Source organism: Vogesella oryzae (assembly GCF_902829295.1).
Classification (GTDB): domain Bacteria; phylum Pseudomonadota; class Gammaproteobacteria; order Burkholderiales; family Chromobacteriaceae; genus Vogesella; species Vogesella oryzae.
In genome coordinates, this window is the sequence record NZ_CADEPL010000053.1 from 31,077 (window position 1) to 49,441 (window position 18,365).

16 protein-coding genes are annotated in these 18,365 nt (G+C 58.3%); 3 read left to right on the forward strand and 13 right to left on the reverse strand.

Annotated features, from left to right (window positions below; all coding sequences use genetic code 11):
• Positions 1-69: 69 nt before the first annotated feature.
• From hrpA to HU218_RS14210, 3 genes are all read left to right on the forward strand, one after another.
• The gene (hrpA, locus tag HU218_RS14200) at positions 70-4,020 is read left to right on the forward strand and encodes an ATP-dependent RNA helicase HrpA (RefSeq protein WP_174875597.1); all 3,951 of its coding nucleotides are present in this window, start codon (positions 70-72) and stop codon (positions 4,018-4,020) included.
• Positions 4,021-4,099: 79 nt separating this feature from the next.
• Complete coding sequence (locus tag HU218_RS14205; protein WP_174875598.1) at positions 4,100-5,254, forward strand: HD-GYP domain-containing protein; 1,155 nt, start codon at positions 4,100-4,102, stop codon at positions 5,252-5,254.
• 43 nt (positions 5,255-5,297) lie between these two features.
• Positions 5,298-6,464 (forward strand): HD-GYP domain-containing protein, encoded by a 1,167-nt coding sequence (locus HU218_RS14210; RefSeq protein ID WP_174875599.1) that lies wholly within the window; start codon positions 5,298-5,300, stop codon positions 6,462-6,464.
• A 33-nt stretch (positions 6,465-6,497) separates the two neighbouring features.
• On the opposite strand, the gene HU218_RS14215 is transcribed toward HU218_RS14210, so the two are convergent.
• From HU218_RS14215 to HU218_RS14275, 13 genes are all read right to left on the reverse strand, one after another.
• Positions 6,498-7,229: a pseudouridine synthase gene (locus HU218_RS14215; protein WP_174875600.1), complete on the reverse strand. Its 732-nt coding sequence runs from the start codon at positions 7,227-7,229 to the stop codon at positions 6,498-6,500.
• Between the two features lie 56 nt (positions 7,230-7,285).
• A complete protein-coding gene (gene flgL / locus HU218_RS14220) occupies positions 7,286-8,467 on the reverse strand; it encodes a flagellar hook-associated protein FlgL (protein WP_174875601.1) in 1,182 nt (393 codons plus the stop codon).
• Between the two features lie 14 nt (positions 8,468-8,481).
• Complete coding sequence (gene flgK, locus HU218_RS14225) at positions 8,482-10,422, reverse strand: flagellar hook-associated protein FlgK (RefSeq protein ID WP_174875602.1); 1,941 nt, start codon at positions 10,420-10,422, stop codon at positions 8,482-8,484.
• A gap of 50 nt (positions 10,423-10,472) precedes the next feature.
• Positions 10,473-11,378 carry a flagellar assembly peptidoglycan hydrolase FlgJ gene (gene flgJ, locus HU218_RS14230; RefSeq protein ID WP_174875603.1) on the reverse strand — a complete coding sequence of 302 codons (906 nt, stop codon included), beginning with the start codon at positions 11,376-11,378 and terminating at the stop codon, positions 10,473-10,475.
• A gap of 97 nt (positions 11,379-11,475) precedes the next feature.
• Positions 11,476-12,573, reverse strand: a complete 1,098-nt coding sequence (locus HU218_RS14235; RefSeq protein ID WP_174875604.1) for a flagellar basal body P-ring protein FlgI — start codon at positions 12,571-12,573, stop codon at positions 11,476-11,478.
• A 14-nt stretch (positions 12,574-12,587) separates the two neighbouring features.
• A complete protein-coding gene (locus HU218_RS14240; protein WP_174875605.1) occupies positions 12,588-13,262 on the reverse strand; it encodes a flagellar basal body L-ring protein FlgH in 675 nt (224 codons plus the stop codon).
• Between the two features lie 27 nt (positions 13,263-13,289).
• A complete protein-coding gene (gene flgG, locus HU218_RS14245; RefSeq protein ID WP_174875606.1) occupies positions 13,290-14,069 on the reverse strand; it encodes a flagellar basal-body rod protein FlgG in 780 nt (259 codons plus the stop codon).
• Positions 14,070-14,095: 26 nt separating this feature from the next.
• Positions 14,096-14,833 (reverse strand): flagellar basal-body rod protein FlgF, encoded by a 738-nt coding sequence (gene flgF / locus HU218_RS14250; protein WP_174875607.1) that lies wholly within the window; start codon positions 14,831-14,833, stop codon positions 14,096-14,098.
• 26 nt (positions 14,834-14,859) lie between these two features.
• Entirely contained in the window at positions 14,860-16,140 is a 1,281-nt protein-coding gene (gene flgE / locus HU218_RS14255) for a flagellar hook protein FlgE (RefSeq protein ID WP_174875608.1), read from the reverse strand.
• A 20-nt stretch (positions 16,141-16,160) separates the two neighbouring features.
• Complete coding sequence (locus HU218_RS14260) at positions 16,161-16,850, reverse strand: flagellar hook assembly protein FlgD (protein WP_174875609.1); 690 nt, start codon at positions 16,848-16,850, stop codon at positions 16,161-16,163.
• Positions 16,851-16,870: 20 nt separating this feature from the next.
• Positions 16,871-17,281: a flagellar basal body rod protein FlgC gene (gene flgC, locus HU218_RS14265; RefSeq protein WP_174875610.1), complete on the reverse strand. Its 411-nt coding sequence runs from the start codon at positions 17,279-17,281 to the stop codon at positions 16,871-16,873.
• Between the two features lie 2 nt (positions 17,282-17,283).
• Complete coding sequence (gene flgB / locus HU218_RS14270; protein ID WP_246211226.1) at positions 17,284-17,679, reverse strand: flagellar basal body rod protein FlgB; 396 nt, start codon at positions 17,677-17,679, stop codon at positions 17,284-17,286.
• 212 nt (positions 17,680-17,891) lie between these two features.
• Complete coding sequence (locus HU218_RS14275) at positions 17,892-18,311, reverse strand: OsmC family protein (RefSeq protein ID WP_174875612.1); 420 nt, start codon at positions 18,309-18,311, stop codon at positions 17,892-17,894.
• Between the last annotated feature and the right edge of the window lie 54 nt (positions 18,312-18,365).

Below are 18,365 nucleotides of genomic sequence, written 5' to 3' on the forward strand. Positions count from 1 at the left end.
CTTGTCAGGCACCGTGGTGCGCTCTGCTATACTGCCGCCTTTGCCGAACAAACGTTCTTTGCCCCGCGCATGACCACCCCCACCCTGCCCGAACTCAAAGCCGCCCTGTCCACCTGCCTGATCCGCGATCGCTATGGCCTCAAGCGCAAGCTGGCCGATGCCGAACAGCGCCTCAAGCGTCAGCAGCCGTCCGATCGACTGCTGGCCGACCTCGCCGCGCAGATTGCCAAATCGGCCAGCCGCGCCGCGGTGCGCGCCCAGCATCTGCCCAAGCCGAGCTTCGACGATGCCTTGCCGGTGAACCAGAAGCTGGACGACATCAAGGCGGCAATTGCGGCCAACCAGGTGGTGATCATCTGCGGCGAAACCGGCTCCGGCAAAACCACGCAGATCCCCAAGATCTGCCTGGAGCTGGGCCGTGGGGTGTACGGTCTGATCGGCCACACCCAGCCACGCCGGCTTGCCGCACGCTCGGTGGCCACCCGCATCGCGCAGGAGCTGGGCAGCGAGCTAGGCAACCATGTTGGCTTCAAGGTGCGCTTTACCGACAAGCTGTCGGAGCGCAGCGTCATCAAGCTGATGACCGACGGCATCCTGCTGGCGGAAACGCAGACCGACCGCCATCTGGAAGCCTACGACACCATCATCATCGACGAGGCGCACGAGCGCAGCCTCAACATCGACTTCCTGCTCGGCTACCTGAAGCAGCTGCTGCCGCGCCGGCCGGATCTGAAGGTGATCATTACCTCGGCCACCATTGATGCCGACCGCTTCGCCCGGCACTTCAACAATGCGCCGGTAATCGAGGTTTCCGGCCGCACCTACCCGGTGGAAGTGCGCTACCGCCCGCTGACGCAGCGCGACGAAGACGAGCGCGAGATGGAGATGGAAGACGCCATCGTCGAAGCGGTAGACGAAATCTCGCGCCACGGTCCCGGCGACATCCTGGTGTTCCTGCCGGGCGAGCGCGAGATTCGCGATACCGCCGACAAACTGCGCCGCAGCGGCATCCGCCACTACGAGGTGCTGCCACTGTTCGCGCGGCTGTCCAACGAGGACCAGCAGAAAATCTTCAAGCCCTCCGGCGGTCGCCGCATCGTGCTGGCCACCAACGTGGCGGAAACCTCGCTCACCGTGCCCGGTATCAAGTACGTGATCGACACCGGCCTCGCGCGCATCAAGCGCTACAGCCCGCGCGCCAAGGTAGAACAGCTGCAGGTGGAGAAAATCTCGCAGGCCGCTGCGCGCCAGCGTGCCGGCCGTTGTGGCCGGGTGGAGGCCGGTGTGTGTGTGCGGCTGTACGACGAGGCCGATTTCAACGCCCGCGGCGCCTTTACCGACCCGGAAATCGTGCGCAGCAGCCTGGCGGCGGTAATCCTGCGTATGGCCGCGCTGCGCCTGGGCCAGGTGGACGAATTCCCCTTCATCGAACCGCCGTCGAGCCGCCTGATCGCCGACGGCTACCAGGTGCTGCAGGAGCTGGGCGCAGTGGACGAGGCGCTGCAGCTCACCGCAGTGGGCAAGGAGCTGGCGCGCATTCCGGTGGACCCCAAGGTTGGCCGCATGCTGCTGGCCGGCCGCGAGCACCACTGCGTGCGCGAGGTGCTGATCATCGCCGCCGCGCTGTCGGTGCAGGACCCGCGCGAGCGGCCGTTCGAGGCGCGCGAGGCCGCCGACCGCGCCCATGCCCGCTTCAGTGACGAAAAGTCCGACTTCCTGTCCTTCCTGCATCTGTGGGACTTCTTTGCCGACGCGCTGAGCAACAAGCAGAGCAACCGCCAGCTGGTGAACCTGTGCCACCAGCACTTCCTGTCGCACCTGCGCATGCGCGAATGGCGCGAACTGCACGCCCAGCTGGCGGAGATCGCCGCCGACATGGGGCTGATCGAGCGCGAGGCGGCGCATGCACCTGCGGCACCGACCGGCACCGAAGCCACGCCGAAGAAACGCGCCCAGGCCGAAGCGCTGGCCTACGAAAAGCTGCACAAGGCGCTGCTCACCGGCCTGATCGGCAATCTCGGCATGAAATCGCAGGACGGCGACGACTACAACGGCGCCCGTGGCGGCAGCTTTTTGATGTTCCCCGGCTCCGGCCTGAAAAAGGCGCGCCCGAAGTGGCTGATGGCCGCCGAGCTGGTGGAAACCACCAAGCTGTACGCCCGTTGTGTCGCCAAGATCGAACCGGACTGGGTGGAGGACGTGGCGCCGCATCTGGTGAAGCTGCATCACTTCGACCCGCACTGGGAAAAGTCGCGCGGCGAGGTGGTGGCCAGCGAGCGCGTTACCCTGTTCAGCCTGACGCTGATCGCCCGCCGCCCGGTGAGCTACGGCCGCATCGCGCCGGAAGAAGCGCGCGAGCTGTTCATCCGCGGCGCGCTGGTGACGATGGAATACGTCAGCAATGCACCGTTCTTCCAGCGCAACCAGCAGCTGATCCGCGAGGTGGAGCAGCTGGAGCACAAGGCACGCCGCCAGGACGTGCTGGTGGACGAAGAAGCGCTGCTCGCCTTCTACGCCGAGCGCATTCCGGCCGAGGTGGTGGACGCCGCCAGCTTTGAAGCCTGGCGCAAGGAGGCCGAAGCGGCCAACCCCAAGCTGCTGTTCCTCACCCGCGAAGAGCTGATGCGCCATGCCGCCGAGCATGTGTCGGAAAACCAGTTTCCGGAGTGGCGCGAACTGGCCGAGAGCCGCTGCCGCCTGCGCTACCGCTTCGAACCCAACCACCCGCTGGACGGTGTCACCATCGACCTGCCACTGGCGGTGCTGAACACGCTGCAACCTGCCGAGTTCGAATGGCTGGTGCCGGGCATGATCCGCGACAAGCTGCAGGCCATGATCAAGAGCCTGCCCAAGCAGATTCGCCGCAGCTGCGTACCGGTACCAGACTTTGTCACCCGCTTCCTGCTGACCAACCCGGACCAGCACAAGCCGATCGGCCCGCAGCTGGCACATTTCATCCTGCGCGAGACCGGCGGCGTGAAGGTGGACCCGCTGGAGTTCGACACAGTGGAGCTGCCAGCGCACCTGCAGTTCAACTTCCGCATCATCGACGACGGCAAGCAGGAAATCGGCATGGGCCGCGACCTGATCGCGCTGCAGAAGCAATTCGGTCAGGCGGCGCAGCTTACCTTCCGCGATACTAGCGCCGAATTCGAACGCGATCATGTGGAAGCCTGGGACTTCGGCGAGCTGCCACAGGCGATCCAGTTCGCCCGTGGCCGCCAGCAGCTCACCGGCTTTCCGGCGCTGACGCTGGAAACCGACGCCAAGGGCGAGCACGTGGCGATCCGCCTGTTCGATACCGAGAGTGCGGCCAACCATGCCCACCGTCAAGGCGTGGTACGTCTGCTGCAATACCAGCTGAAGGAACACATGAAGCAGCTGGGCAAGGGCCTGCCGGGCATGACCCAGCTGGGCCTGCAGCTGCGCACGGTGTGCAATGTGGACGAACTGCTGCAGGATGCGATCGCCGCCATCTGCGACCGCGCCTTCATCGGCGACGACGACATACCGCGTACAGAGAAAGCCTTCAACGAGCAGAAAGCACGCGCCCGCACCCGCCTGCCGGCGGTGACGCAGGCGGTAACCAGCTACCTAAACCAGATCGCCGCCGAATACCAGGCGTTAGCGCCGCGACTGCAAAAGCACAAGCTAGGCTTCGAACTGACCCAGCAGCTGGGACGGCTGGTGTACAAGGGCTTCCTGGCTGCCACGCCGTGGTCGCAACTGCCGCACCTCCCCCGCTACATGAAGGCGATGGGCCTGCGCATGGACAAGCAACCGAGCAACGCCCAGCGCGACGGCCAGCGCGGCGCGGAAATTCGCGAGCTGTGGGCGAAATGGGAGGCGCGCATGGCGGAGGAAGCCGAGCGCGGCCAACCTTCTGCCGAGCTGCAGGCTTTCCGCTGGCATATCGAGGAATTGCGCGTGAGCCTGTTTGCGCAGGAGCTCAAGACGCCGTATCCGGTGTCGATGAAACGGCTACAGAAGCTGTGGGACGAACTGCCCCGCAACTATTAATGCCGGACAGGACCGAAGCTGAACGGTATTTGTGCCACAATCAAAAGGGTATTGTTGCAGCAACTTACATATGGGTGCCATGGAGAAGTCCGATAACTCGCCATCGCTGGAACAGATGCTGAAAGTTGGCGAAGCGCTGCCGACGGACATTTATGCCCGCAATGGCCTGCTGTTGCTGAAAAAAGGCCATTACGTGCTGAACGAGAAACAGCGCAACCGCCTGGTCAGCATGGGCGTCACCCAGCCGGCCGGCCCGGTGCCGCCGATGGATAACGACCTGGCACGCATTGACGACTTCAGTCCGTTTGAAGAGGTCCAGCATGCCAGCCGTCATCTGGATTTTTTGCTGGGTGCAGGGCTTTCTGCCGATGGCTTCGAACAACGCGTGCGCGCTCTGGCCAATCGCCTGACCGCGTTCACCCTGCGGGCACCGGATGGCATGTTGGCCGCCGTGTTGCTGGTGCCGATGGGAAAGTATGCGGCAGCTCACAGCATCCATGTCGCCATTATCCTGGCCGTACTGGCCGAGAAACTGGAGCTGCCAGCCGAGGTACGGGCCAGCCTGCTATGCGCAGCCCTCACCATGAACCTGTCAATTGCCGCGCTGATGGACTCGCTGCACCACCAAAGCAGCCCGCTGTCTGACGAGCAGCGCCAGCAGATCGAGGGCCACCCGCTCCTTTCTTCTGCCATGCTGCGCGAACTGGGCGTCCACGATGAAATGTGGCATCTCTTGGTTCAGACACACCACGAGCAATGGAATGGCAAGGGCTACCCGTACGGTTTAAACCGCGAGCATATCGAATCGCTGTCACACCTGCTGCATATCGCCGACGTTACCGCAGCCAAGCTGGCCCCCCGCGGCTATCGCGCGGCCCTGAAACCGAACAAGGCGCTGGCTCACGTTTTTCTTGAGGCCGACAGGTCATTCGATTACCGTTTCACCGCCCTGCTGGTAAAAGAACTCGGCATCTACCCTCCCGGCTGCTTTGTACAGCTGGCCAACCATGAAATGGGCGTGGTACTGCAACGGCGCAGCCGCGCCAACGAGCCCTGCGTGGCAGTGCTCCGCAGCAACAGCGGCAGCTCCTATAACAAACCGCAATTGCGCGAGGCCAACAGTTCGCAATACAAGATTTTGCAGGCACTTGACCAGCAACAGATCGGTGTCCGGCCACAGTATCTGGCAAGTCTGTGGAAGCGACTCCGCACCAGTGCCACACTTATTCGCTAGCACCTTCCACACTGCCAGCATTGCGCTTTAAGGCAAGACCATCATGAGCAAGCCCTCTACTCCGCTACCGTCCAACATGATCACCATCGGTGCAGAACTGTCGACCGATGTGTTCGCCAAAAATGGCATGTTGTTCATCAAGCGCGGCCACTATGTCCTGACCGAAGCGCAGAAACAACGCTTGCTGGAGCACGGCCTGATTACCGGCCATGACCGGGCAGCACAGATTGAAAAAGAGCTGCGAGAACGAAGGGAAAAGCATGACCAGGAGCGTCGCGAACATGCCAATCGCCAGAGCAACCCCATCATGGAAATGGATCGCTTGGCGCACAAAATGGGCGGCCTGCTCAACCGGTTTTTCCAGTTCAACAACTTTGCCGAAGAGATCGAACAAGTCGCCGAAAGGCTGATCCGCTTGGCAAACCAGCATCCGGATGGGCTAATTGCGTCCTGTCTGCTGGTACCATACAAAGACTATGGCAGCATGCACAGTCTGCATACCGCAGCTATTCTGGCCGTGCTCGGGCGACGTTTGAATCTACCTGCGGCCGAACAGCAGATACTGCTATGCGCCGCACTGACCATGAATATCTCGACCACGGCAATGCACAGCGAGCTGAGCCGCCAGGAACAACCGCTGGATGATGCACAGCGCTCGGAGATGTACGCTCATCCCTTGCTTTCCTCGGCCATTCTGCGTGACCTAAAGATTGAGGATGAGCGCTGGCACCTACTGATCCAACAGCACCATGAAGAATGGAATGGCAGCGGCTACCCGTACGGTCTCAAGAAGGAACAGATTGATCCGGGTGCCCATCTGATTCGCCTGACCGACGTACTGACCTCCCTGCTGACGACTCACGCCCATCGCCCAGGGCACTTGCCATCCGTTGCGCTTGGCAAACTGTATCGAGGCGATTTCAGCGAGTTTGATGCTCGTTTTGTCGCCATGTTGATTAAGGAAATCGGCATCTATCCGCCAGGCAGCTTTGTCCGGCTGAGCAATGGAGAAATTGCCGTGGTCGTACAACGCCCTCCCGAGGGCCGAGGAAACACGCCACGCGTGGCTTCGGTACGTTCTGGCAGCGGTGATATGTATGGCGAACCGCTACCGCGAAATACAGCGCTAACCGAATACAGCATTACCGGACCTGTTTCAATGAAAGATGCAGGTATCCGCCCTGGGTTTCTGGTCAAACAATGGGGTTGAATTAAAAGACCTGCCACAAGGCAGGTCTTTTAATTAGCTAAAATTTTCGTCCTGTGACAGATAGCGCCACTGCCCTGTCGGCAAATCACCAAGCATGATGTTACCGATACGGATCCGCTTGAGACCAACTACCCGCAAACCGACCAACTCGCACATGCGGCGAATCTGGCGTTTCTTGCCTTCTCGCAGGATGAAACGCAATTGGTCGTCGTTTTGCCACCACACCTTGGCAGGTTGCAGGGCCTGGCCATCCAGTGCCAGACCATGATTCAGCAGGCGCAAACCCTCGGAATCAAGCTCACCTTCAACCCGCACCAGATATTCTTTTTCCACCGCAGAGTTTTCGCCAATGATTTCCTTGGCGACCCGCCCATCCTGGGTCAATACCAGCAGCCCGACGGAGTCGATATCCAGTCGACCGGCTGGAGCCAACCCTTTCAGGTGGTCACGAGAAAAGTTGACTTTACTTTGATCGCCATGCCAATGATTTTCCGGCCGGATCAGCACTACAGCAGGCTGGTAACCATTCTCGGCCTGCCCGGACACATACCCGACCGGCTTGTTCAACAGGATAGTTACCCGATGCGCTTGTGCCGTTAGCGCCTGCCTCTCCACCACGATCAGGTCGTCAGGTGAAACCTTCTGCCCCAGTACAGCGGCAACACCGTTTACCTTCACCCAGCCTTTTTCGATGTAGACATCCGCTTCGCGGCGCGAGCAGATGCCCATTTCAGCCAAGCGCTTGGACAAACGCATTGTTTCCATATCACTCCCACCGCCATGCCGACAAAGGGCGGCATCATACCACCAACAGCCTGCAATTACAGATAGTTGAACAGCGACAACTTGCTGATACTGGAGAACGTCTGCTGCGAGGCCTGCAAGGCAGTAACAGCCTGCTGGTAGGAGGAAATGGCTTTGACATAACCATCCTCATCTAGTCCCACCAGCTGCTGGATACGCTGGGTATAACTGATGTCTTGATCAACACCGATATCTTTTACCGTCTGGGCCGCATTCATTCGTGAGCCGATAACAGTATTGACCGACACAACCTGTTCGAAACCGGCATCCAACCCCTTCAAAACTTCGGCCATCCCCTTTGAGTAATAGGCGGAACCGCTATTCGGGTTGGGAGGATCGGGGATATTCCAGTCCGGCGTTGCGGCGAAATCCTCATAAGCCTTGTACGGATTAGGAGTCGTTCCAGCCGCCGTCAACTGACGAGACTCATATAGCATCCTGTCAAAGGCAGCTGTGCTGCCCTGGTCATTGGGACCGACACGCAGCAACTCATCCAGCCGAGAAATAGCCTGAAATAATTGGTTACCACCAGAAAAGGCATCCGGATCGGTAGACACGGCGGGCAATGCCAATGGGACCGTGGGTGGATTGGCTGCAACTGCAGGCAGTGCAGTTGCTAACGGAGACACAACACTGGTACTGCCCGCAACAAGATTGCCTGGTTCAGTCAACGCCAAGGTTCGGGATGCACCGATTGATACTTCCTGTCTTTGGGTATTACCAAGGTAGGTAATCTTGATACCGGGCTCCCAGGAAATATCAAAAGGTTTGCTATCCGTCGCGGTGCCACCAAAAATGTAATTCCCTTCTGCACTAGTCGAGTTGAGCAAACCCACCAGGTTCTTGCTGACCTCAACCAATTCACTACGCATCGCAGCACGATCAGTGTCCGATAACGCAGGTTTTCCCGCCTGCACGGTTAACTCGTGAATACGGGTGATATTGTTGGCAACACTCTGCAAAGTCGTGTCCGTAATTGACAATTGATCGTATGCCAGTCCTGCATTACTAACATAGCGATTATTGCGATCGGCAATAGCCGACACTTCTACGGCAAGGGATGCGGCGGCAGGATCGTCTGATGCACTAATGACCCGTTGCTTGGAGGATATTTGCTCATACAATTTCTGCAGGCTTGCCTGCTTTTGCTGCATGTAGAACACACCCATGCTGAACTGTGTGGTGGTAGTTACTCGCATGATAGTTTTACTCCTTACGCCATTGCATCCAGGATTGACTGGAAGGTCTGCTGTGCAACCTGGATTACCTTGCTTGACGCTTGGTATGCCTGCTGGAATTTCACGAGGTTAGCAGCCTCCTGGTCCAAATCGACGCCAGACAATGCTTGCTTCTTTTTGGTTACCTCGAGGCTAAGGTTTTTCTGGGCGGTCAACTGCACATCGGTAATGCTTCCGCGGCTGCCGACATAGCTCACGGTTTGAGCAAAGTACACTTCCATAGTTGAAGTGCGAGTAAAGCCCGCATCCGTGATTTTGGGATAAAGCGAAGTCGCGCCACTCTTGCTACTTGCCAAAATCGGCTTTGATTGCAGGTTATTGATGGCCAACATATTGCTGTTATCAACACCATTGATGCCATCAGTCGCCGGGTCGCGAGCCCGAATGGTCAGGTTTGTCGTCCCCGTCAAAGGCAAAGACTCCGCCTTGAATGCCAACTTTACTGTCTGGCCAGCAGGAGAAGTCATTTCGAACTCCCACACCCCCTGTTGGGAAGCTGATTTGGAAATGGCTGTAAAGGTATAGCCTGCCGCAGTAGTACTTGGCGTCCCAAACACGGGATTTGTCGTAGCATCAAAAGGAATCTGGATAGAATTCGGTGGTGGCAGCACATCAAAAAGTCGTGCATTCGGCTCTTTGCCAACAAATGGTGTGGCATTGTCCTGATGCAAGTAAGCCTCTTGCCATACAGACGTTATGCTTGGCTGCACCAGAGAACCATCCGGGTTAAAGGCCGGTACCGCCATAACACCAGATGACATGGCCAATTGTGCCGGGTTTGAAACCTTGACCCCCAAGTGATCGATGGCCAAACGCAATGCCAATGCCTCATCGGTAATAGTGGTGGCCTGTTCAGCCTGCAAACGTTCAGCCCCGAGGTCGACAAACAAGCCACCTGTTTGCGCAATGTACGGGCCGGTACTGGCTGCCGGATCAAGATAGGACTGAGTTGAGGCAGGCTCGTACTGACCAGTCAAATCCACGCCCAAACCATGCTGCCGGTTAACCGCGTCGGTAAACTCGACTGCAAGGTTGCCCAAATCGATCTGCACACGCGGAATATCCTGCTCCAACAATTGCAGATTACCCTGCAGTTCACCACCTTTGATATCCGAATACTGCAGTTGTATCGGCGTTGCCTGCCGGGTATTTACATAGACCTCGATCGAGCTCTGGGTCGATTTGGTTGATAGTGTGGAGTAGTCGGAGCCAACCACCAATGCTGAACCATTATCGAGAAACACGTTGTAGTTACCATCGTCCGACTGCACCATGCTGACATGAACCACTTTATTCATATCAACTACCAGTTGATCACGTTGATCCAGCAGATCGTTAGGTATCTTGGCATTGCCATCGGACAAAATGGTGATTTGCCTGTTTATCTTGGCCAAATTCTCGGCCAGCGTATTGATACGCTGAACATTCACCTCTACTTCGCCCCGCAGGTTTTGCCGCAACTCTTCTATCTGGCCATTGGTCGTCTGAAAGCGGTCCACAAGGGCCTGAGCCTGGCTTAATACCACCTGACGAGTGGCCACGGAGGTCGGGTTGGCCGCGGCCGTCTGCATCGCAGTAAAGAATTGCTGCACCGAGGCCATGATGCCGGTGGAGCTATCGGTCAACATATTGTCGATGGTGCCCAGAGCATTCTGCTGTGCCTGCAGCGAACTGATATTCGCGGTAGCAGTACGATTCTCCACTTCGACAAACTGGTCAAACATGCGGCTTACACTGGCAATATCGGCCCCCTGCCCCAGAAAGCCGAAGCCGTTGTACTGTGGCAAGGCAGCCTTTTGAGATACCACTTGGCGTGAATAGCCTTCAGTATTCACGTTACTGATGTTGTGACTGGTGGTTTCCAGGTTCACCCTGGCAGCTGACACGCCGCTCGCACCCAGATTCAACAGATTCATCGTACTCTCCTTACCACTCTATATCGGCAGCATGGCCGTTAATTGAAGCCTTACAGGGCAACAACACTCTTGGCCACTGCCTGCAGCTTGGCAGCATATGCCGGGTCGGTGGCGTAACCGCCACGCTGCAATGCCTGCGCATAGGCGCCGAAATCGCCGCCGAGATTCAATGCTTGCCGGTAACGCGGGCTGTTTTCGATCAATTGCGCATAATCATCAAATGCTTGTCCATAAGACTGGTAGGCACGGAAGCTCTCTACCTGCTTTTTCGCCTTGCCCGACTCATATTCGGTAGTCAATGCCGCCACCGAGTCGCCCTGCCAGTTAGTGGATGCCTTGATACCGAACAGATTGAAACTGTTCTGGCCATCAGGTTGCCGCAACATGCGTCGCCCCCAGCCAGATTCCAACGCCGCGTGCGCAACCAGCACCTCGGGTGCGACCCCCAGACGTTCGGCCGCGCGACGGGCATGCGGCAACAGGGCGGCAACAAAACCGGTTTTATCGCTGGGCAACGCGTCAGTGCTACTGTCTGGTGTCGCGGCAGCAGTAGAACTCAGCCCATCCCCATAGGCTTGCTGCAATCGGGCTCGGGACACGACAGGCGGCAATTGCACGCCAGGCGGCGGCAATTCTTGCTGCCCATCGGACAGATTTGCCTGCCGCATCAGCTGCTGCGTCAGCATGTTGGCAAGCCCCATACCGCCAGATTGCACCATGCCCTCTACCAGCTGCTGGTCGTACATCCCGCGGAAAGTATCCATCGCGCCAGTGTCATCTTCACCACCCAGCGAGTTTTCACGCATTGCCGACATCAACTGCCCTAGCAGCAGGCCTTCAAACTGGCCCGCCACTGCCTTCAGCGCCGCCTTGGGATCCTTGTGCGACAGCGCGGCAATACCCTGCGTGGCGGCAGGGTCCATTACCAGCTGGTTTGAAAGTGTAGGCAGGGACATGCTGAAGTGCTCCGGTAATAATCACCCTTTCACAGCAAGAAGCGGGCCAACAAAAAAAGCACCCGCAGGTGCTTTCTCATGTTGGCCGCAAATCGCCTTAGATGATCTGCAGATCAGCCTTTAGCGCACCGGATGACTTCATTGCCTGCAGAATCGAGACCAGGTCCTGCGGTGTGGCGCCTACAGTATTGAGTGCGTTGACGACCTGCGACAAGGAGGCGCCACCAGGCAGATTGATCACCTTGCCGGCATCGGACTTGATGGCAACATTAGCCTGGTTGGTGGTTACGGTATTGCCGCCACTCAACGGTGCTGGCTGGCTTACACCCGGGGTATTGTTGACGGTCACGGACAAATTGCCATGCGCAATGGCGCAAGGCTCCAGTTTCACCGCCTTGTTCATGACAATGGACCCGGTGCGGGCATTAATGATGACCAGAGGTACCTCTTCGCCCGGCTCGACATTGATATTTTCCAGCCGCGACAGGAACTGGATGCGGCTATTGCTATCCTGCGGCGCCCGGATTTCTACCGTGCCGCCATCAAGCGCACGCGCGGTATTGGCCCCGAACTCGCGATTCACGGCCATCACCACATGATTGGCGGTGGTAAAGTCCGACTCGGCCAGATTGAGCATGACCACTTCGCTACTGGCAAAGGCATTAGGCACCTCGCGCTCGATAGTCGCCCCCGCCGGGATGCGGCCAACACTCAAATGGTTAACCTGTGCCTTGCTGCCCCCTGCGGCCGCACCGGCGCCACCAACGACCACATTCCCCTGCGCCAGCGCGTAAATCTGCCCATCCGCCCCTTTCAATGGCGACAGCAGCAGCGTTCCGCCCTTCAGACTCTTGGCATCACCGATAGAGGAAACGGTCACGTCCAGCGGTTGGCCGCGACGGCCAAAGGGCGGTAATACCGCGGTCAGCGACACCGCCGCCACGTTCTTGGGATCAATCTTGGTACCCGCCGGCACCTGGATTCCCAACTGGTTAAGCATATTGGCCAGCGACTGGGTGGTGAACGGAGAAGAACTGGACTTGTCGCCACTGCCATCCAGCCCCACCACCAGACCATAGCCAAGCAGCGGGTTGGAACGGACGCCAGCCACGCTGCTTATTTCCTTCAGACGCTGCGCGGCCTGTGCATTCACACACAGCAAGCCCGCCAGCAATACCAGCCACAAACGTTTCATGTCAGCTTTACGCCTCAGAACGGCATCACTGCCAGGAAAATCTTCTGCAACCAGCCCACGTCGTTATAGAAACGACTGCGCCCCTCGTTGATCTGCTCGATGCGGGCATCCGCCAGCCTGGTCGACGCAATGGTGCGATTCTGGGCAATATCACGCGGGTTGACCACCCCGGACAGGCGGACGAACTCGTGCTCGCTATTTACCTTGAGCTGCTTTTCACCGCTGACCAGCAAATTGCCATTCGGATAGACATCGATCACGGTCACGGTAATCGTCGACTGGAAGCTGGTGCTATTGGAACTGCTGCTCTTGCCAGAGTCGCTGGCCGAACCACTACCACTGAGAGTAGTACCCGCCAGCTTCTTCTCCAGCGCCCCCGGCACAAACGGCAACGACAGCGAGGCACCGACAGAGCCGTTTATACTGGACTGGCGATTACCGGCAGAATCTTCCTTGTTGGACGAGGTCGAGCTCTCGCTAATGGTAACGGTCAGCAGATCACCAACCCGCAGCGGCACCTTGTCCTCGAAGAACGGCTGATAGCTACTGGCACCGAAAATAGAACCCTGCGGCGACATGGCCACCGCCGCCGGTTGCGGCCGGATCGACATCGGCTGCTGGGTAATGGGTGGCGACTGGGTACTGCATGCCACCAGTAGCAAAGACATCATCGGCAGCCATTTTTTCATCGCCATCACCTTACTCAATCAACCCGGTTACAGCTGCGTCAGACGCTGCAGCATTTCATCAGAGGTCTTGATTGCCCGCGAGTTCATTTCGTACGCACGCTGCGCCTGAATCATGCCCACCAGCTCTTCCGCCACATTGACGTTGGACTCTTCGAGAAAACCCGATTTGATGGCACCAAAGCCCAGCAAACCGCCGGTACCGGCAATAGGTGCCCCCGAAGCAGTAGTCTCGCGGTAAAGATTACCGCCCAGCGACTCCAGACCCGGGGAATTGATGAAATCAGCCAGTTCGAGCTGACCGGCATCGACACGGGTGGTACTGCCTGCAGGAATGTAGGAGACGGTGCCATCGGTAGACACCTCGATGGCTGTACCATCAGGAATGGTGATTTCCGGCTGCAGCGGATAGCCCTCGGATGTCTCCAGCCGGCCGGTAGAGCCGCGCTGGAACTGGCCATTACGGGTGTAGGCAGTCTCGCCGTCCGGCGTTGTCACCTTGAAGAAGCCTCGACCATTGATAGCCAGGTCCAGCACATTGTCGGTAGTCGACAGGCCGCCCTGGGTGTGCACCCGGGCAGTCGCAGTTGCCGCCGAGCCCAGACCGACATGCAGGCCAGTCGGCAGCTCCTCTCCGGTTTGCAGACGCGAACCCGGCTCACGCAAGGTCTGGTACATCAGGTCTTCGAACACCGCATTGCTGCGCTTGAAGCCCTTGGTAGCGACGTTGGCCAGGTTATTGGAAATCACGTCCAGCCGGAACTGGCTGGATTCCATGCCGGTCTTGGCGATGTAGAGCGAACGCATCATGGTGCGGTTACCTGCTTATCTTGTCGTTACGCGTTCAGCGACAGAATCTGTGTCGCCTGGCGGGCATCCTGATCCGCTGTTTGCATCATGCGGACATTCAGATCGTATTGTTTGGCGTGGCTAATCATCTGCACCAGGCTGTCAACGGCATTGACGTTGCTGGCCTCCAGAAATCCGCTACGCACCCGCACCGCCGGATCGGCATCGGCATCCTCGCCATTACTCTGGCGGAACAGGCCGTCATCTCCCTTGTACATGGTGTTGGCCGGCGGGTTGACCAGCTTGATGCGGCCAACCTCTTGCGGTTCGCCACCATTGGCCGGAATGGCAAACACATAGCCATCCTGACGCACATCCACCTTGTAGCCTTCCGGAATCTGCAGCGGGCCACTCTCTCCAGCAATTGCCATGCCAGTTCTCGTGCGCATGGTGCCGGTCGCATCCAGCTCGAAACCGCCATTACGGGTGTAGGCTTCGCCGCCATCCGGCAACTGCACGGCAAAAAAACCCGGCGTCGTCAGCGCAAAGTCGAAATCATTGCCGGTTTGCTGCAGAACACCCTGCGACAAATCGTGACCGATGGTGTTATCCACCTGGTAAATGCGCGTCGGGGCACCATCGCCCACCACCGGCAAGGCACGGAACGATGCCAGGTCGGCCTTGAAACCATTGGTGTGAACGTTGGCAAGGTTGTTGGCCGTCGTTGCCTGTTGCAGATCCACATGCTTGGCGCCGTTCATTGCCAGATACAACATCTTGTCCATTCAGTTCACACCTTTCAGATCAATGGTTAGCGGAGGTTCAGCAGCGTCTGCAGCACCGAGTCCTGGGTCTTGATGGTCTGCGCGTTGGCCTGATAGTAACGCTGCGCCACGATCATGTTGACCAGTTCCTGGGTGGTATCCACGTTGGAATCTTCCAGAGCACCGGACTGCAGCGCCCCCAAACCGGCGGAGTCGGGACTACCGACCGTCTTGGCGCCGGCGCTATCGGTATATACCCAGCGGTTGTCCCCTACCGGACGCAGACCCTGCGGATTCACAAAGTTGTACAGTTTGATGTGGCCAACGTTCTGCACATAACCATTGGAAAACCGCGCGCTGACCAGACCATCACCACCGACGTTAACACTGGCCAGGCTACCCAGCGGATAACCGTCATTATTCAGCCCGGTCACCGCAAACTCGCCGGCATACTGCGTGGTTTTGCTCAGATCGATGGTAATCGGGTTAGCCAACGTCACGCCTTCTGCGACACCAATCTGGAAAGTCGGTGGCGTCGGGCTATTTAATTGCCCCAGCGAATCGAAGGTAATCTGGTAAGGCGGGTTGGCCGGTGCAGCCGTGCCATCGGCGTTGGTAACGGTACCGCCATCAAGCTGCCGGTACACATCCCAGGTATTGGTCGCGGCATTACGCTTCACGAAGAACACCGTCACTTCGTGCGGCGAGCCGAAGTTGTCATAGAACTTGCTGGTATTGGTATAGGAGTAGGAACCCCGCACCGTCACATCCGGCACATCGTAACCACCGCCGGCGGCATAGGCGATTGCCGGGGTACGGGTGGCGTCGGCGTCGAGGTTGAAACTCCAGTCGATATTGGTGGTGGCCTTGGCCACGCCCTGCGCCAGGTTGGCAATGTTCAACGGGCCTTCGGCGCCGATCTCGTTACCGAAAGAGTCCAGCTGGTAACCGGTCAGGAAGTAACCATTGTTCTCGAAATAGCCATCCTTGTTCAGCTTGAACTGGCCATTACGGGTATAAGCCGATACGCCATCGCCCGATTCTGCGGAGTTCACCTGAAAAAAGCCCGGGCCGGAAATCGCCAGATCCAGCGGGTTTTGCGTCGTGGTGACGTTGCCCTGAAAAAAGCTTTGCGCCACGTTTACCGTCTGCACACCGATACCCACCTGGGTATTGCTGATTGCCGACAGGCTGTTGGCGTAGATATCGGCAAACTCGGCACGAGATTGCTTGAAACCCACGGTATTGGCGTTGGCAACGTTGTTACCGATGACATCCAGCGATTTACTGGCTGCATTCAGACCACTCAGACCTTGCTGAAAACCCATGATGCTTTCTCCTCGAATGCTTAAGCCGTAATCAATTCAACATCCGTCAGGCCGACGCGCTGACCGGAAGAAAGAATCAACTGGGGTTGTCCACTTTCAAATGCCACCGCGCTAACCATATAGCCTTGCAGCGAAGTTACCGGCACGGCCGTGCCGGCATTGCTGGCACTAACTTGTACGCTATAGCTGCCGTCCGCCACTGCCGCGCCATTCATGTCCTTGCCATCCCAGGTGTAGCTGAGCATGCCGGCATCGCCACCAGCCACATCCAGAGAGCGCACCAGCTTGCCGTTGCTGTCGCGGATATCCACCGACACCTTGTCGGCCGGTGCAGACAACTTGACCAGCCCTGGCGCCGTACCGTTCTGCAGATTGAGGCCATTGCCACTCGACAGCACTTTCTTGCCGATGACGTTTACCGCGGCCATCGACTGGCCCGACAGCTGCGCATCCATCATCACTTTCAGCGTCGAGTTGAGCTTTTCCAGCCCGGACACGGTGCTGATCTGCGACATCTGTGTCGTCATCTGGCTGTTGTCCATCGGATTCAGCGGGTCCTGCGATTTCATCTGAGTGGTCAGCAGCTTCAGAAAGCGGTTCTGGATTTCTTCGGCCGACGTTACGTTGGCCGCATTGGCCGACTGGCCGCTGGTGCCGTTGATCTGGTCAAGCGCCGTCTGGTTGTAGGTCGAACTGGCAATGGTGGACATCACACTCTCCCGGCTTCAGCTTACTGACCCAGCTGCAAAGTCTTTTGCAGCAAGGTTTTGGCAGTATTCACAATTTCCACGTTGGTCTGGTAGGAACGCGATGCGGAGATCATGTCCGCCATTTCTTCCACCAGATTCACGTTGGACATCTTCACGTAACCGTTTTCGTCGGCCAGCGGGTGACCCGGCTGGTACTTCATGCGAAACGGCGAGGTATCTTCCACGATGGCCGTCGCACGCACTCCGGCCACCTGCGGCACATCGGAGGTTACCGGCGTCGCGGTAAACACCACGTGACGGGCGCGGTACGGCTCGCCGGTGGAGCTGGTGCTGCTTTCGGCGTTGGCCACATTACTGGCCACGATGTTCAGGCGCATCGACTGAGCAGTCAGCGCGGAGCCGGCAATATTGAAGACGTTAGACAGCGACATGATTATTGCCCGCCTTTGATGGCATCCATCAGGCCGCTGATACGGCGACCGAGGAATGTCAGGGTGCTTTGATATTTCAGCGCGTTATCGGTAAACGCGGAACGCTCCACATCCATATCCACCGAGTTGCCGTCGATGCTGCGCTGTACCGCGCTGCGGTACTGCAGGCTGGCACCTGCCGGCTGCAGGCCATGACCGGCCATGTGGCGGCCATTGGTCAGCGTCATGCCCAGCGAGCCATCCTGCGAGCTGGTCTGCGCCTCAAGCGCCTTGGCGAAATCGAAATCGACCGCCTTGTAACCCGGGGTATCGGCGTTGGCGATATTGCCGGCAATGACTTCTGCCCGCGCGGCACGCAAGTCCAGCGAGCGCTGCAGAAAATCGAGTTGCTGGGACATCTTGTTCAACATGGCACGATACCGAAGGAGGAATGACCGCGTTAAAGCACGATGTGTGCCAACAATTTTTAGCCATTCGCCCTCAAGAAAATCAGGCCCCTGCCGAGAGGCGCATCGCGTGACGGCGGCAGCAACGGCAAGATTTGCCGCCGTGGAAAAACAAAACGCCACCGTTTGCCGGTGGCGTTGCAATTGCGGCAAGGTTGGCCGCATCAATCGTCGCTGCGAATCTCGAAGTCGTGGGTGATGTCGGCGGTTTTGCCCAGCATGATGGAAGCCGAGCAGTACTTCTCCGCCGACAGCTTGATGGCGCGCTCCACCACTTCCGGCTTCAGCTCGCGGCCAACCACCACAAAGTGGAAGTGGATGCGGGTAAACACTTTCGGATCGACCTCGGCACGCTCGGCGTCCATTTCCACCCAGCAGTCACGCACATCCTGACGCGACTTTTTCAGGATGTTGATCACGTCGTAGCTGGTGCAGCCGGCAGTCCCCAGCAGCAGCAGTTCCATCGGGCGCGGACCCAGATTGCGGCCACCGCCTTCCGGCGCGCCATCCATTACCACCGCATGGCCGCTACCGGTTTCCCCCATGAAACACACGCCGTCTACCCACTTCAATCTTGCCTTCATTGTTGTTCTCCGCTCAAAACAGGCGCCTAGCCTAACATCGCCGATTTGGGCGGA